Below are 16164 nucleotides of genomic sequence, written 5' to 3' on the forward strand. Positions count from 1 at the left end.
ACATTCTTCCCTGCCCCTTAAAGCTGTATAGTGATAAACTCTGCTGTCATCAGGATCCACAGTATATGTAAGCATTCCCTTTTTGCAAAGTCTGTTTATCAGAACTCTTACCATTCGCTGCGTCATCTTGGAAGACTTGGGAAGCCTATCTGTTATCTCAGCTGATGTAAGGTCATGTCCGCATCTCCACAGTACCTCCATTATCATCCATTCACTTTCGCTTGGAAGCATCTCTTCTCTTGGCATAGTGTTCCTCCCGCATGTACAATGAACTGACTTTTCTTAATTATAGGATAACACATGAAATAACAAACATTAATCATAAACGCAAATTAATAAACTTTTAATACTTTAACTAAAAAAACGTATATTTACCTTACATACCATTTATCGGATAACATTTGTTAATAGTTAATAGCTGTTATCGTTTTTTTTGCATTTGTTGTAACGTCATTGACATATACATTTAAAGCTACTATTTTAATATTTATGAAAATACAATGTGATTATTGTGGAAATACATATGAGGACACTTTAGAGAAATGCCCGAATTGCGGCGCTCCTAACCCCTCTCATCAAAATACAGGCAAGCCCAAGACTATTGAAGAGCTCAAGGACTGGTACAAGAAAAGAAATCTTCCTGCACCTGAAGTTACAAGGTTCTTTATAGGAGTAGATTATAAACAGCCCAAGGCATTTGGAATCTATAAAGATGAGGCTACTGGAGATTTCATCGTTTACAAGAACAAGGCTGACGGAAGCCGTGCTGTAAGATATCAGGGTAAAGACGAGCAGTACGCTGTTAATGAACTGTATCAGAGGCTCAAGGATGAGATCGTACATCAAAAGCACTTAAACGAAGAAAAAAGATCAGGCGGAAACGGCACAAGATCCGCAGGCGGCGGAGGCAGAAAACGATCGGGGCTTAGCTACTTCCTTGCAAGGTTTTCTTTCTACTTTTGGATAATTGCCTTTGTAGGTGCCCTGGTCTTTTCCATTGTCATCATCCCAATAAAAAACAGGCACAACGGCTATTACCAGTATGGCGATACAATCCTGTATAACTGCCAGGATGACTGGTTCTATTGGGATGATAACGACTGGTCAATGATCGGTGATTATCAAGGTCCCAAAGAGATAGCCGCCGAGATAGAGCGAAACTACGACGAGTACTATCTCTCCAAGGACTGGGACAGTTCCTACTATGTAGGAGACTGGGATGATTCATCATATTATGATCAGTATCACTCCTCCAGCGATTCAGACTCCGATTATGACTGGAGTTCAGATGACAGCTGGGATTCAGGTGGAACAGACTGGGATTCCGACTGGTGATCAGTTATTTGTTATAGCTCCCCAAAAGAATACAGGAAACTAAGGCAGCATAATGATCCATGATCCCCAGTTTCCTGTATATGTTCTAATACGATATCCTGATATCAGTAAGTGCGCACTGATCGCCGGTAAGCGAAAGATACACACTGTCATACCCTTGCGGTATTGTAGTGGTACTCTTTAGATGGATCCCGGCATTTTCAGTCTCCATGGTGATACGGTTTCGTCTCCTTCCAATCTTTAACTCGCATTCATAGCCTTTAAGATTGTCTTTTTTCCAGCCATCCCATCCGTTAAAGGTTTCGCCGCGCTGGGCGTGTACTTCGTTTATGGCAAGGTCGTTGTTGGTGGCGTTCTCACCGTCAAGACGTATACAGCCATGCTCATGATAGTTCTTGCCACCAGGCATTCCATCGTCTGATGAAAACAGAAGCATAAATGGGCAATGCCAGATAAGATGGGCTGTAGGAAGGCTCTTGGTGCGAAACCTTAAGATCATACCATCAACCACCTCAACTGGCTGTGTGTACGCCTTTCTGTAGCCTTCAATCTGAAGGTTAGGAATGTCACCTTCAATTTTGTTAATAAAGCTTACTTCATCTGCTATTCTTGGAATATCACCTTCCAAAACTTCACCGCAGTTTTCCTCTATCTCTACATTCATGATGGAACAGTGTTCCCCAGTAAATGCCACGTAGCAGAACCTGATAGAATCTGCAAGTGCTGCGATAACGTCAACCTTGTAGGTATCGGTTACAATGCTAAGCTTCACATGATCTTTAAACTTAGCCATCTCCATATCCACATGCACCACGCTCTTCTTTTCAAGAGGCACTCCTGCTGCCACAGGCGTTACATCTACTTTCATGTTTCTTGCTGCGGTAGAGATGTAATTACCATCAAGCCATATCTCACCATATTCAAGGTACTTAAGGAGCCTTATGCCGCTGTCGTCAGTATGGACACAGCCATCATGGGCATCAAATAAAATAATGGCAGGAATGGATTTCTTTTCATCAAATCCCATCTCAGACTGGTAATCGAAGTGGATCCTGGTGATATTTTCAGTAACCTGGATTCCCTCTGTAATGACCTCTTTGTACTCGTTGAAGTGCATCTGCTTAACTTCAACAATGTTATTGTCATTGCGGGTATCGGTCAGGAACTCTTTTTCCCTCATCATATATTCAGTGTCATGATCTATCATATCTATCATGATCTCTGCATATCCCGGGTCAAACTGAGCTCCTTCTTCCTTGACAATCTCCTCTCTTACTGTACTCTGAGGGAGAGGGTCCCTGTGATGTCTTCTTGAGGTCATTGAATCATAGGCATCGGCAACAGCTATGATCCTTGCTATCTTAGGAATATTTTCTCCCAAAAGTCCCTCCGGATATCCTTTTCCATCAAAGCGTTCATGATGGTACTTGGCACCAAGGCTAAGGAACGGGAAGTCGTTTATATTAGATAAGATCTCACCGCCAATGATGGTATGCTTTTTGTACTCATCATACTCTTCAGACGACAGCTCAGAATCCTTTTGAACAATAGTGTCCGCAACACCGATCTTTCCAACGTCATGAAGAAGCGCCGCAAAGAAAACTTCATCGCAGTCCTTCTCATCCATTCCTGAAAGTCTTGCTATTTCTCTGGAATAGTCTGCAACTCTTACAGAATGTCCCTGGCCGTAGTTATCTCCCTGATCTATAGCTGTGGCAAGAGCAATGGCAGTCTGCTCAAAGAGTTTTTTCATACTGTCATGTTCATCCTTAAGGTTCTCATACCTAAGCCTGTTGGCAAGATTCGCCTTTTCGTTCATCTCAACCAGAGCAAGGGTATATACAGCCACAACCATGGTAACTGCTGCCATATCTACAAGAGAAACTCCGTATGCAAAAAACTGAATCATAGATGCTACAAGACATACTGATACAAACAAAAAGATAGACATGGCGATCCTGCCACGAATCTTTTTCCTGTAATAAACCAGGATAGACATCTGTATTATCAGTATCAGATACGGAAAGATATAGCTTATAAAGTACAGGTCAGATCTCTGATAATTATTGTTTTCATCAAAGGTATAGTAAAGCCCTGTGAACTGAGATATAAGCACCAGGAGCATCGCCAGAACAGCCAGTGCGTCAGCTATATTAAGTGCAAGCGGAACCTTTTTGATACCGCCTTCATTTTTAAGTACATCCTGAAGATAAAGGCTTATGGTAAAAAGCACAAATACAGTCATCAAAAAGACCAGACAGTTACTGACTCTTACTGCAATATATCCTTCCCTGCCAGGTATCCCATGGAACATATAAGCAACCCTGTCCGCCTCAAGCCATATGACAGCGCCAAGCTGCATCATGAACATGATGATCTTGCGGCGTTTTGACATGATGGTATTTACTGCTGTGAACACTGCTATGATCAGGCAAATGCTCACAAGCCCCAGCATTATATCCACCTGATGTATTCGAAGAAATTCAAACATATATTTATCCTCTCAGCTTATAGTCCAAGTATCTTGTCCATCTCATCCCAGTTAAATACCTTAAGGGCCTTATCAAGGTCTTTTATCTTAGAAGCATAGTCCTTAGGCAGCTTATACTCTTTAAGCTGGGATATGACCATAAGTGTACCGTCATAGTCCATCTGTGAAACCTGTTCGCAAAGAGCCTCGAAGGCCTCCTTAAGATCTTCCTCCGGTATTTCCGGAAGATCATCATTCTGCTTATCCTCTTCATCTATAAGTCTCTGAAGTCTTGGCTCATAAGCTCTAAAGTCAGATAAGAGCTTGTCCGTGTTGGCCTCAATAAACTCAAGGTCTTCATTATTTCCTGCATCCTCAAGCTTCTGGCAAAGCTCAGACAGAGCGCTGGCTCCTATTATCCTTGCGGAGCTCTTAAGGGCATGAACCTTTACAGTATAAAGTCTTACATCGCCGTCGTTATATGCCCCTTCAATAACTTTGGCATTGTCCTCAATAGTCTGCGCAAACATCGTAAGGGATGATACAAACTCATCTGCTCCGCCACAGTTCTTGATGCCGTCAGTTACTGAAATTCCCTCAGTCTCAAGAAGCCATGACAGGCCATCACTGATCTCATTATTAGAAGTATCTGTATCTTCCACTTCCTCTGCCTTCATCATGATGTTTTCCGGAAGATGCTGCATGATGGCCTTTTCAACCTGCACTGTGTCGATAGGCTTAGACAGATAACCATTAAAGCCCTTGGATTTATAGAAGTCCTCACCTGCTGTTCCATTGGCTGTAAGGGCATATACAGGAAGATCAGGATACTTTTTCCTTATCTGCTGCAGAGTCTCAATACCATCCATTCCTGGCATCATGTGATCAAGAAGGACCACGTTAAAGGTAGTCGATTTAAGCTTTTCAAGACACTCCTCTCCACTTCCTGCAGTAGTGATAAACATCTTTGTTGGCTTTAAAAGACCTTTGATAACGGCAAGATTCATAGGATTGTCATCTACCACCAGGATGTCTGCATCCGGCGCAATAAACTTAGGAACATAAGGTCCTGTTGCTCCCGCATCCTCATCCTCATGGAATACACCTATTCCCTGCTCATCTATTATCTTCTGAGTGATGGTGAGAATAAACTCACTTCCCTCGCCATACTCACTTTCGCACCAGAGCTTGCCATTCATAAGCTCCGCAAACTGCCTTGAAATATCAAGTCCAAGACCTGTTCCCTGAATGCCGCTGTTCTTTTCCTCATCAAGTCTTTCATAGGCGGAAAAGAGCTTATCAAGGTCTTCCTTTTTAACTCCAATGCCTGTATCCTTTACAGAAATGCGCAGCCTGCAAGAAAGATCATTTCTCTCTGTGGTGGTAACCTTTAGGGTAAATCCGCCCTCGTCTGTGTACTTTACAGCGTTGGTCAAAAGGTTAAGCACGATCTGTTTGATCTTTCCATCATCGCCGTAAAGGCGCTTTGGGGTTGTCTCATCAATATCCACATCAAAGTAAAGTTTCTTGGATTCTGCACGAACTCTTATCATCTTGATGACTGCCCTGAAGACCGCCTCAACATCGTACTCCTGCTCTACAAGATGCATCTTGCCAGACTCGATCTTGGATATATCAAGAAGGTCATTTATAAGACTAAGTAGTGACTCTGTAGCTCCCTTGATATCAAGAGCATAGCCCATAACAGAAAGGTAGTACCCATCCGGGACATTTTTGCCATCTTCTCTCAGGATCATCTCATCCATTCCAAGAATGGTATTGATAGGAGTCCTGATCTCATGGGACATATTGGCAAGGAACCTTGACTTGGCCATGTTGGCCCTCTCAGCTTCTTCCTTAGCTTCCTGAATCTCTATATACTGCTTTCTGATGACAGTTCCTGACATGACACGCCAAACCACAATACCAACGATCGCAGCAATAAGTGCGATGAACAGTACCCTTATAAGAGTAAGCTCATAAAAATGTGGTTCCTTTTTGATGTTAAATGTGGTGTCAGACAGCACGTTGCCATTGCCGCTGTTTAATGTCTGAACATGAAGAACATAGTTGCCATAATTAAGCCCGGTATACTCAATGTAGGGGAGCTTGTTTTGCGGAGCCGTTACGCCCTCATCTTTACCTCCCTCCAAATACACATGGACAGTAGGATTGGTCATGGTGTAGTCAAGTATTGCTGTGGATATCCTGATACGTCCATTTCCAGCAGGGATGGTGTAACCTCCGTTTTCATCAGGAAGTATCTTTTCACCGTCAAGAAGTATCTCCTTAACTACAGCCTTGGCAGAAGCTGTCTCGTCCCTGCAGCTTGCAACGTTAAGAAGTGAAACTCCTGTGCCACCTGCTATATAAAGATCATCGCCTCCGTCGAAGAAGCATCTTCCATTGGCAAAAGGTACGCTGGTAAGTCCATTGGCCTTGTTATACAGCCTGTAGTCAGATACATTGTCATTTAGAAGTTCTTCACCTTTTGCTCTGTATATACCCTGGGATGACGTGATCCAGCAGTAATCCCCCTCGTCGAAGAAAATATCAAACACGTTGTTGTAGGGGAACGTTGTGATATTGGTTACAACTCCCTCCTTCATGTACTCAATGGAATTGGAGGTGATGACCCAGTAAACCTCTCTTTGCCTGTCCCACTTAACCCTCATGATAACGTCACTGGTAAAGCTGTTATCCATTCTGGTAATTCCATTTTTCTCTATCACATAAAGTCCATCGCCGTCAGTACCGGCATAGATGCATCCTGAAGGGCCTTCACATACTGTAAGGATCACAGTATTTTTAAGTCCCTCTTTGGAGCCATAGCTTGAAACCACTTGGCCGTCCTTTAAAACTGCCACGCCGTCGTTAGTTCCCACAAGTATCCTGCCATCGGCTGTCTTGGTAATGCATCTTATATCGTTGCCTGGCAGCCCATTGCTTGTTGAAAAATTAGTCATGTTACCATCAGGTTCATATCTTACGAGGGCATGCTCTCCCTGGAAAACTCCGATCCAGAGATTTCCCTCATCATCTTCTAATATGTCCCTGACCCTGTCATTGCCAATATAGGCTGTCAGCTTGTTAAAAACTGCATTATGTCCATCACCGATTATCCATAAGCCATTATCTGTTCCAGCATAAAGATCCCCTTTATGCATGCAGGTGGCATTTACAACATCCGCTGGAAGGCTTGCTTTTCCAGAGAAATCCTGGAAGCTGTTTGAAACGATCTTCATGATGCCCTGTCTTGAAGAAGCAAACCACATGTTGCCCTGATAATCGGAAGTCATCATTTCTATTGAATCCTTCATTGGCAGGTTTTCAATGATCTTAAACCTGCCGGTCTCATCAAGATACCCAATGCTGTTTTCAGAGGATATCCAGATGCGGTCGCAGTCATAGCTCATCCAGTGGATGCTCTTGACTGAGCTGGCATTTATCCATTTGAGCTCTTCTGCTGTATCACCAAAAGTGCCATAGTAAATGTACCCTGTATCTGTGCCAAAGTACATTTTTCCACTTCTATCAGGATCAGCAAGGATAGTTGTTATCTGTTCGATCCCAAGGTCACTGCTAGTAAAAAAGTTTGTGACCTTTCCATAGACGAGCCTGAACACAGCTCCCGACTTGGTCTGACCATAGATATTGCCAGAAACGTCAGAGACAAGCCAAAGTATCCTCTCGTTGTTTATCCTTTCGTCATCCACAAGATGCAGGTTCATATCACTGTCAACGTAGGATACACCTGCTGTGGAGCCTATGTAGATATTGCCGCTGTTGTCCTCGATAAAACTTCTTATGGAGGAAGAAGAAAGACCATCTTTTTTTGAATAATGGATGTAGTTTTCACCATCTATGACCACAACTCCATTGTCATTGGTTCCCACCCATATTCTTCCCTTGCTGTCTTCAAAAATACTCCTGCCATTAGTAAGTCCGTCAAGAGAGGACATTCTTTCGAACGTTACACCGTCATATTTAAAAATGCCAGAGTATCCCCCTATCCACAAATAGCCATCTGAAGCACCAAGGACGCAGTTGGCCTCAGAGGTTGGAAGACCATTATCCGCATCATAAAGAACAGCCATATAGCCCAAATCTTCTATCTGACCTGTTGCTGCAAAGCCGCCTCCTATACTGCTGCCTGTATCTTCACTGGCATAGGCAGTTATGGACCTCAGTGCCAAAATACCGCCCACAGCCGCTGCCAAAATATATCCTTTTATCCTGCTTACGTCAGACATATACTGCCCCCTCCGCAAAAAGACTATTACTTCTCTTAACTGCCCGGATATTTTCTGAGAACACTCTTGACCTCTGCAAAAGAGTCTTCGAAGACCTCTACGCATTTTGGATCAAATCTGGTGCCTGCACCTTTTTTTAGTTCTTCCAGAGCTTCGGCAGCTGTTTCAGCATTTCTGTAAACCCTGGCCGAAGTAAGTTCATCAAATATATCTGCTATAGCCATGATACGGGCTGAAAGAGGTATTACCTCACCGTGAAGTCCAAGTGGATATCCTGTTCCATCCCAGTTTTCATGGTGATAGGCCGCCATGTTTCTGGCTTCCTTCAGATAGTTTTCACCTTCAACTGTTGAGATGGCGTTTTCAAGGATCTTTTTGCCTTCCGTAGTATGGGTTTCCATGATCTTTTCTTCTTCATCAGTAAGCTCTCCTGGCTTATTAAGAATTGAAGAAGGTATTTTAACCTTACCTATGTCATAAAGCGGCGCAGATATCTCTACATCATTAATAAACTTGTCCGTTAGTTTTTCTGTGTAATACCCTTTTTTTCTAAGTCCTTCAAGTATTATCCTTACATACTCTGCTGTCTTTTGGATATGCGCCCTTGAATCTATCTCCTGGTTTTCAAAGATATCAGCCATGGTCATGATAAGACCTGTCTGCATCTTTTCATTGCTCCTTGCAAGAAGCCTTATGCTCCTTATCTGCTCAGCTGACTGATTGGCCATTTCACAGGAAGCTCTGTATAGGGTCTCCACCTCATCACCTGTTCTGATATCAAGGCTTTCAAGATTTCTTACACTGTCATCGAGCTTGTCCTGATCATCCATATTTTTAATAATGTCATCAATACTTCTCTCAAGGCAGCTCATTGGATACACCAGATGATATGCACTGGTGTAAATACCATATGCCAGGATCATGGCAAAGAATCCTGAAAAAGCAAGACCAAGCCTTAAAATATATCTCCTTATATACTGATCGTAATTTTCAATGGCAATATCTGCTCCGACGTAGTAGTTTGTAGGATTTCCATCAGGATCAGTAATTGGCTCATAAGCAGTTATAAAGATCCCAAATCTGCTGTCCACTTCCTGTACAGGTATCTTTTTGCCTAAAAGAAGATCCGGAACCAGAGGAAGATACGTTTCATCAAAATCAATCTTGTCTCCAACATAGCCCGTTTTTTGTGTCTCTTTATCAGTGTCAAATAATGTATAGCACCCATCTTCTCTTATCTGGTAAACGTATAGATATTCCACCTCGGAAAAGATCTGTTTAAAGGAAAGCAGCTGCGTGTTGTACTGCATGTACTTGATGTTACTGTATTCGGAAATCTTGCTGCCGTCTTCTAAGAATTTCTCAAAGTCATTAGTGTTAAAAAACGACGCCGCATACCTGGCCACATCCGCAACCATTTCCTTGCCATCAGATTTAATTGACTGATAGTTGATCCTGGCACTGACTAATCCAAGGATAAAAGTAAGCACAACAACTAAAGATACAAGCAGCAGCGTTACCTTAACGCGAAGAGAACCGGCCCTCTTTTTTGCATTCAACCTGATGGCCTTTATGTCCTCCTTTGTAAGAGCCTTTTGTCTCCATTTGCTATTCCACAGGTGCTTTCTTACCACCTCTGGCATGATCATATAAATGGCAAGCGCAACGATCACAGAGACGCCCTTATCCACTATGTTAAGAGCCATAACTATCAGCATGGAGCTAAGAAAAAAGAGCTTTTCATTATCTCCGGATAAAAGCCTTGCATTTTCACTTACATATGAAAGCATTGGCTGCCCAAGTAAGAGCCACTGGAATATGGTTCCTACAACACCCGAAATAAGCGCAAGATCTCCAATAAGGCATATAAGGTGGATAGGCCTGCTCTTTTCATTCTGGATATAGGATGCTGACCTTATAGCTACAAATACGCCAAGAAGTGCAAAGTAAATCGCATCTGCAGAATAAAAACTACATATAAGACTGGTTGCAACAGCCACTACGATTGCCGGAAGTGGTCCCATGACAAAAGCCATAAGTATAGTACCTATGGTGTCAAAGTAAAACGGAAGACCACTTGTGGTTGTGAAATAGCACAGCGTCGCATTAAGCACTATACATAGCACACTGGCAACTATAAATCTTAAGCTAAACATTCTTACTCTTGGCAGATGCTTCTGATTCACTTTGTTCATCTCCTTTTAGCTGATGCTTTTAAGCACAGCCTTGATCTCACTAACCTTACCTTCCCTGATGGAAAGAGCCATGTTCTTACCAAGTACAGCTCCTTGTTCTGTTACCTCTTTTCCATCGGCAAACTTTAAGGTATATTCTGTAACTTCATAGTTACCAGGATAATAATCCCTCTTATCGCTCATCTCGTAGATTACTCTTGTCTTTCCAAGAAGTGTTGATGAAACCATGTACTTTCCGCCAGCTTCTTTTAAAAGATAAGACGGAATAGCCGGTTCTACACCAAATGACAACTCTCCACCAGAAAGCCTGAAAACTCTCTTTCCAAAGAACATGAGCTTCCACATACTGATAAACTCAATTGTTGAGCCAGAGAGCCTTGCAACAAAGCCCTTGCCTCTTATGCTCTTATCAGGGTTTTTGCTGCTGGCAATAAAAGATGAGTTTTCAAGGGTACTTCTTCCATAGACATCCTTGTCAAGGAATGGTACTGCCATTTTTCCAAAGTCCTCAAAGAACTCGGGATAGAGTCCGCTTCTTAAAAGTTCAAGCAGGTACTTGTACTCCATGTGCATCCAGATGGACTCATTTTCAAGCCATCCGGGAGTGAAGGCTCTGCACCTTCCAAGCTCAAAGCTTGCATCAAGGAGGGATGCGTTAACCTTGTACATGTTAAGGTCCTTATCGAACAGATCGCTTTCTCTGACCTTTTTATAAAGAGCTTTCTTTTCCTCAAGGCTTCTATCCAGTTTAAGGAATCTAACTGGTCCTTCAAGGAAATCAGGAACCCTTGAAAGCTTCATTGAAAGAGGAATTATCTTGCCATCCTTTTCTTCGAAGCTGTCTACATCGTAAGTAAAGTAGGACGGGCTTATTCCCTGACCTATCTCCACTGCTCTGTCAACGCCCCTGTTTATCCTCTTTGCGAAGCATTCAAGAACCTTTTTTGCATAGTCTGCGGATACAGTTTTATAGCTGCCATCAAGGTTTTCATAAACCTTATCTCTGTAATCTTCCCTTGCCTTGTTTCTCTTGTTCCAATTGGAGAAGTCATTTTCACTACTGCTATTTTCAAGGTCAAAAGAGCTCTCGATCTTATAAAGAGTATCGATAAAGTCTGCTGCTTCCGTAGGGACCTCTATGTTTTCGCCATACTCCTCGACTTTACCAAGAACATACTCTATCATCCTAAGAAGCTCATAGGTGTCATTCATTGATGAGCCAAGAAGCGCTGGCATTCCATTAAGTGCGTCATACCATCCAGGCTTTCCGCCATCCATCTCAATTCCCATTCCGCACACATCGAGACTACTAAACTTAACAGCTGACAGAAGAAGCATCTTGGCCAGCATAGACATTTCAACTGTTTTTCCGTTTTTGAACTTAGCAAAAGAGCCTTCTTTTTCAGTATCTCTATCAGCAATGAAGTTATACTGCCTGATTCCGTTTTCCGTCTTTACATATCTTTCATCTCTATGAAGAACCTTCTTTTTACAGTCAAAAGCCTTTACATCAGTGCCTAACAAAAGCTCTTTTTCCTTGTCAGGAAATACTTCAAGATAGTCCTCAATAAGATCAAGGTTGTAGGACCAGTGGTCACTCCAGTAGCCTTCCCCAAACTCAGCGCCTCCAGTCTCCAAAGCGCTTTTCATAATATCTTCAAAAGAGCTTTCACATCCGTTATCTGTAAGGGCTGCATAAAGTTCGCCCGGTGTAAAGGGCTGCTTAAGATCTATCCCTTTGAGGGAGCTGACTGAAACTGTGTAGCGAAGCTGCTCGATCTTTAAGGGGTTGTAACCATCAAGCTGGATAAGAGAATAAAACTGCTCTATGTTCCTAAGTCCAACCTTACTGCTTGCGCTAAAGAAGGTGTCGCACCTCCTGTTCTGGTTTACATCTCTGAAGTTACCATTTCCCTGCGAATAGTATTCAGGAGACATGGAGAAGTAGTTGTAGTCTCTTTCCAGATCTCCGTGCTTTCTCGAGTACACATAGAAAATGTGCCCGGCAAGGTCAATTGGGCTTCCTCCCCTTAGGACGTTGTCCATGTAATTAACTCTTGTATATGCGTCAAATACACTGCTATCTGTATCTGTTGCAACCACGTCTGTAAGCTTATCTGTAAGAGCATCTGCCTCTTCAAATTTCTTTTTAAAGTATGCTCCATCAATGTTCTTTTTAAGGAACTTTTCTAGCACTTCCTTATTTCGAACCTGTCCTATGATCTCATAGATAGTAAGCTCCTCAGAAGGTGCCAGTTCTTTTTTGATAGCAAAAAAGCAGCACGGGAACTCATTTGAAAGATTCTGCTCAGTCTTTAAAAGCTCATCAATTGAAGATGCTATAAAGCCCTCTGGTCTGTTAAAAGAAAGATCATAGGAGAACACCAGCCTTGGATCTGCGATTACTGAAAGCTTCTTGGTGCCTTCTGAAACTGCAAAGCCAAAGTTTCCTCCATCAACTTTCTGAATAACAGCTGAATCTTCCATGCTGACGCGAACCCTGTAGTAAGGAACCTTTTTATCAACATCCTCAACTTGCATCCAGGCCTTGGTGGTCTGAGTCATCATCTTAAGTCCGAACTGCTCAACTCCGTATGGTACAAGGGCTGGCATTCCGTCAAGAACTTCAAAGGTCTTTTTCTTGTCTGAACCATTTTTAATGGTCACAACGCGAAGAAGAGCTCCGATCTCTTCTCCTGGAAGTGTTGTGTAATCTACGTGTGTGGTGATACCTGCATCACTACTGCTGTCGCTTATTGAAAAGCCATTCATATAGATGGTCATCTCTTCAGAAGCGTTGTCTGTGTAGAAGGGTTCAAAAAAGCTGTCATCTGCCTTGATAAAGGTCCGAAATCCTGTTCTTTTTACCATCTGGTAAGAATTGTGGGCAGGTGAAAACTCCATAATGCCGTGATCCTTATCAGCTACTCCAAAGCTTGTTACTGCCTGGCCTCGGTTTACATAGTAGCACCAGATGGGAATTCCCTTTATGCCGGCAATTCCAGGAAGAAAGCTTGAAAAGGTGCCCTTCCTTGAATAATCCTTTATAGAATCAAAAGTTTTAGTATTGTGTCTTATCATTATATTCTCCCAGGTTTTAATCAAATCTCAGAATCACATCAAGGATTCTCTTTGCGCTTGTTTCAATAGTCTCTCTGTCTATAGCACCCATCTCAAGTGCCTTAAGTACTCTGTCTGTAAAGCCGCAGCCCATCTTAAGGTCATTACCTGCATTTATCTCCTTGTACTGCTCTGACCTGTTCCACCAGTCAGAGGTAACAAAACCTTTAAAGCCCCACTCATCCCTAAGGATACCTGTAAGAAGGTCGTGGGATTCTGAGGTCCTCTCACCGTTAACTGCGTTGTAGGAGGACATGATGGTATAAGGATCTGACTCTCTTACAACAATCTCAAAGGCCTTAAGGTATATCTCACGAAGAGCTCTTTCTGATACTCTTGAGTCGCTGTGTTTTCTGTTGGTCTCCTTGTTGTTGCAGGCAAAGTGCTTAACGCTGGCACCAACTTTATTTTTCTGGATACCACGGACCATGGCTGCTGCCATACGACCAGTAAGATACGGATCCTCTGAATAGTACTCAAAGTTTCTTCCGCACATAGGATTTCTGTGAATATTGATGGCAGGTGTAAGCCATACGCAGAGGTTGTTTTCCTTAAGTTCTTCTCCTCCTGCAAAACCGATCTCTTCAGCCAGGTCCTTGTTCCAGGTGCAGGCAATGGATGTAGCACACGGGAAAGCTGTTGTAAGTACTCCAGTCTCAGGATTTATCCTTACTCCTGCAGGGCCGTCTGCAGTCTGAGCGTTTGGAACACCATATTCAGGAAGATTTCCAAAGCCAAAAACATTGCCAACTCCAGTGTTTGGCTGACCGCCAAGGATATCGATAAGTCTCTCGGTTGGAAGATTTGAAACAAACTCATCCAAAGTAGCCTTACCATCAGCTACGTCTGCTAATGTAACAGCACCTTCCTTGTAAGGCTGTGTCAGATAGTGACTCTCAACTGCCCTTATTACCGGAGTTAGTGCTTCCTCTGTTCCTGGCTCCATCTTTTCAAATATGCATTCGTTAAGATCTTTATCAGGACCTGTCGGAAGCTCTTCGTAGCTTCCATCAGAGAGCATTCTCTTTTTAAGAGATACAGGTCTAAGCTTATGAGTCAGTTCTTTTACCACCACATCGCTTTCAAGGCCATAGGAAAACTCTACCTTTTCTGCACTTCTTACATCTGATCCTATATAAAACTCGTATACGCCCTTTTCAAGAACGTAGGACGCTTCCTTTACTTTGCCAAGATCGTCAAAGGATGACATCTGACAGAAAGTTACTGAAAGAGGCAAAAGCACTGACTCACCTGGCATAAGCTCTTTTGTCTTTTCAAAATCCGCAAGAACTTTTTTTGGCTTTCCCAGTAGTCCCTGTGGCGCTCCAAAATAAAGCTGAACTACCTCTTTCCCTGGAACACTGCCCGTATTGGTAACCTTAACAGTAAAGGTAAAGCCATCTGACATAGGTCCATATGACACAACTTCAGTCTCAAAGGATGTGTAGGAACGGCCATAGCCAAAGGGATACACAACCTTTGAAGAAGCGCCCTCTACAGTCTCAAAATATCTGTAGCCAACGTAGATATCTTCGTTGTAGTCAACATAGTCAAAGCTGTCATGGAAACCTTCTGTGGAAGGATAATTTGAAAGTTCACCTGCGAAGGTATCAGTAAGTCTTCCTGACGGGCACACGTTTCCAAGAAGGACATCTGCGCAGGAAAGACCTCCTTCCATTCCGCCCTGACCCATGTAGATAGCGGCATTTATAGCGTCATCCTCTGCGATCCACCTGCAGTCAATAACGCCTCCAATATTTAAAACAGCGATGACGTTTTTAAATCTCTTCTTAACACCTTCTATCATCGCCTTTTCTTTTTCAGTGATATAAAAATCCCCTTTAGGGAAAACTCTTCCTGAAACCTCAGTCATGGAAAGGCCCTTGGGCCAAGGATTAAATTCGTTATCACAGGAAATGTTGCTGCGATCCCAGCTCTCTCCTGAAAATCTGTTTATCACAACAAGTGCAGTATCCGTAAACTCAACTGCCTGGTCAAAAAGAGCTTCTGGCACAGAAACTTCTTCTGTCATGCCAGGAACTATTCCCTCATCATACTGATTTTTAAGTTCGTCCTTGTAAAGATCAATAAGAGGTTCAAATACTTCTGTTCCTCTTATCTTGAGGCCATCATAGAGAGAATGGATATACCTGCAATGTACATCTCCTGATCCTCCGCCGCCTTTAACGTACTCGTAGCTAGCCTTACCAAATAATGCCAGCTTGCAATCCTTTGAAAGAGGCAGTACTCCCTCATTTTTTAAAAGAACTATTGATTCGTCAGCTGCTTTTTTTGCAATTTCAATATGCTTCTTACTTCCAGTTACGCGCTGTCCATCTTCATACAGTTCAATGCCCGGCTGGTACTTAAGTCTTGCCCACTTTTCCATATGTTTCCTCCTAACAATTAGTTTCATTCAGTGCCAGAAAACCTCCAAATTTGGGCTCTTATCGGTTTCCGTAAGGATATTATTACCATCTACGGCTGCAAAGTCCATGTCTGGATTTGTTATATTCTTTTTATAAACGGGCACTCCCTCCCCGTTCTGAAATGCTGATACAAACTCCCCTATAGAACTTATAGGATGATCAAAGACTGTGCCACCCATATCAGGCTGGCCAAAATAGTGAATATCAGATCCTCCGGTCATCTTAAATCCCCGGCTTTTTGCATACATATAGGCTCTTGCGTTCTGTTCGTCCGGATTGGCAGCATTATAAACTTCCACGCCGTCACTTACTCCCGGAGTGATGTTGATCTCAGACAGGTACCCTCTCTCCCTGTAGGGATG

The 16164-nt window shown here is 42.8% G+C and carries 8 protein-coding genes; 1 reads left to right on the top strand and 7 read right to left on the bottom strand.

Features of this window, described 5'->3' with window-relative positions; translation table 11 throughout:
* The coding region (locus tag J6I68_RS12270) for a BlaI/MecI/CopY family transcriptional regulator (RefSeq protein WP_292220705.1) at positions 1–246 on the bottom strand (246 nt) is incomplete at its 3' end.
* Between the two features lie 243 nt (positions 247–489).
* On the opposite strand from J6I68_RS12270, the gene J6I68_RS12275 reads away from it, so the two are divergent.
* A complete protein-coding gene (locus J6I68_RS12275; protein WP_292220706.1) occupies positions 490–1335 on the top strand; it encodes a hypothetical protein in 846 nt (281 codons plus the stop codon).
* A gap of 85 nt (positions 1336–1420) precedes the next feature.
* Here J6I68_RS12275 and J6I68_RS12280 read toward each other — a convergent pair whose 3' ends face one another.
* The 6 genes from J6I68_RS12280 to J6I68_RS12305 all read right to left on the bottom strand — a co-directional run.
* Entirely contained in the window at positions 1421–3826 is a 2406-nt protein-coding gene (locus J6I68_RS12280; RefSeq protein WP_292220707.1) for an HD-GYP domain-containing protein, read from the bottom strand.
* Positions 3827–3843: 17 nt separating this feature from the next.
* Complete coding sequence (locus tag J6I68_RS12285) at positions 3844–8058, bottom strand: hybrid sensor histidine kinase/response regulator (RefSeq protein ID WP_292220708.1); 4215 nt, start codon at positions 8056–8058, stop codon at positions 3844–3846.
* Between the two features lie 35 nt (positions 8059–8093).
* Positions 8094–10244 (bottom strand): HD-GYP domain-containing protein, encoded by a 2151-nt coding sequence (locus J6I68_RS12290; RefSeq protein WP_292220710.1) that lies wholly within the window; start codon positions 10242–10244, stop codon positions 8094–8096.
* Between the two features lie 15 nt (positions 10245–10259).
* Entirely contained in the window at positions 10260–13334 is a 3075-nt protein-coding gene (locus tag J6I68_RS12295; protein ID WP_292220711.1) for a hypothetical protein, read from the bottom strand.
* Positions 13335–13350: 16 nt separating this feature from the next.
* Positions 13351–15762, bottom strand: coding sequence for a glycoside hydrolase family 3 protein (locus J6I68_RS12300; RefSeq protein ID WP_292220712.1), 2412 nt, complete (start codon positions 15760–15762; stop codon positions 13351–13353).
* Between the two features lie 27 nt (positions 15763–15789).
* A partial coding sequence (locus tag J6I68_RS12305) for a PHP domain-containing protein (RefSeq protein ID WP_292220713.1) occupies positions 15790–16164 on the bottom strand: 375 nt, incomplete at its 5' end.

Source organism: Butyrivibrio sp. (genome assembly GCF_017940685.1).
In the GTDB taxonomy this organism is placed as follows: domain Bacteria; phylum Bacillota; class Clostridia; order Lachnospirales; family Lachnospiraceae; genus Butyrivibrio.

Coding starts and splice junctions, on each gene's coding strand:
- J6I68_RS12280 (WP_292220707.1), bottom strand. CDS start 3,826: ATGTTTGAATTTCTTCGAATACATCAGGTGGATATAATGCTGGGGCTT.
- J6I68_RS12275 (WP_292220706.1), top strand. CDS start 490: ATGAAAATACAATGTGATTATTGTGGAAATACATATGAGGACACTTTA.
- J6I68_RS12300 (WP_292220712.1), bottom strand. CDS start 15,762: ATGGAAAAGTGGGCAAGACTTAAGTACCAGCCGGGCATTGAACTGTAT.
- J6I68_RS12285 (WP_292220708.1), bottom strand. CDS start 8,058: ATGTCTGACGTAAGCAGGATAAAAGGATATATTTTGGCAGCGGCTGTG.
- J6I68_RS12295 (WP_292220711.1), bottom strand. CDS start 13,334: ATGATAAGACACAATACTAAAACTTTTGATTCTATAAAGGATTATTCA.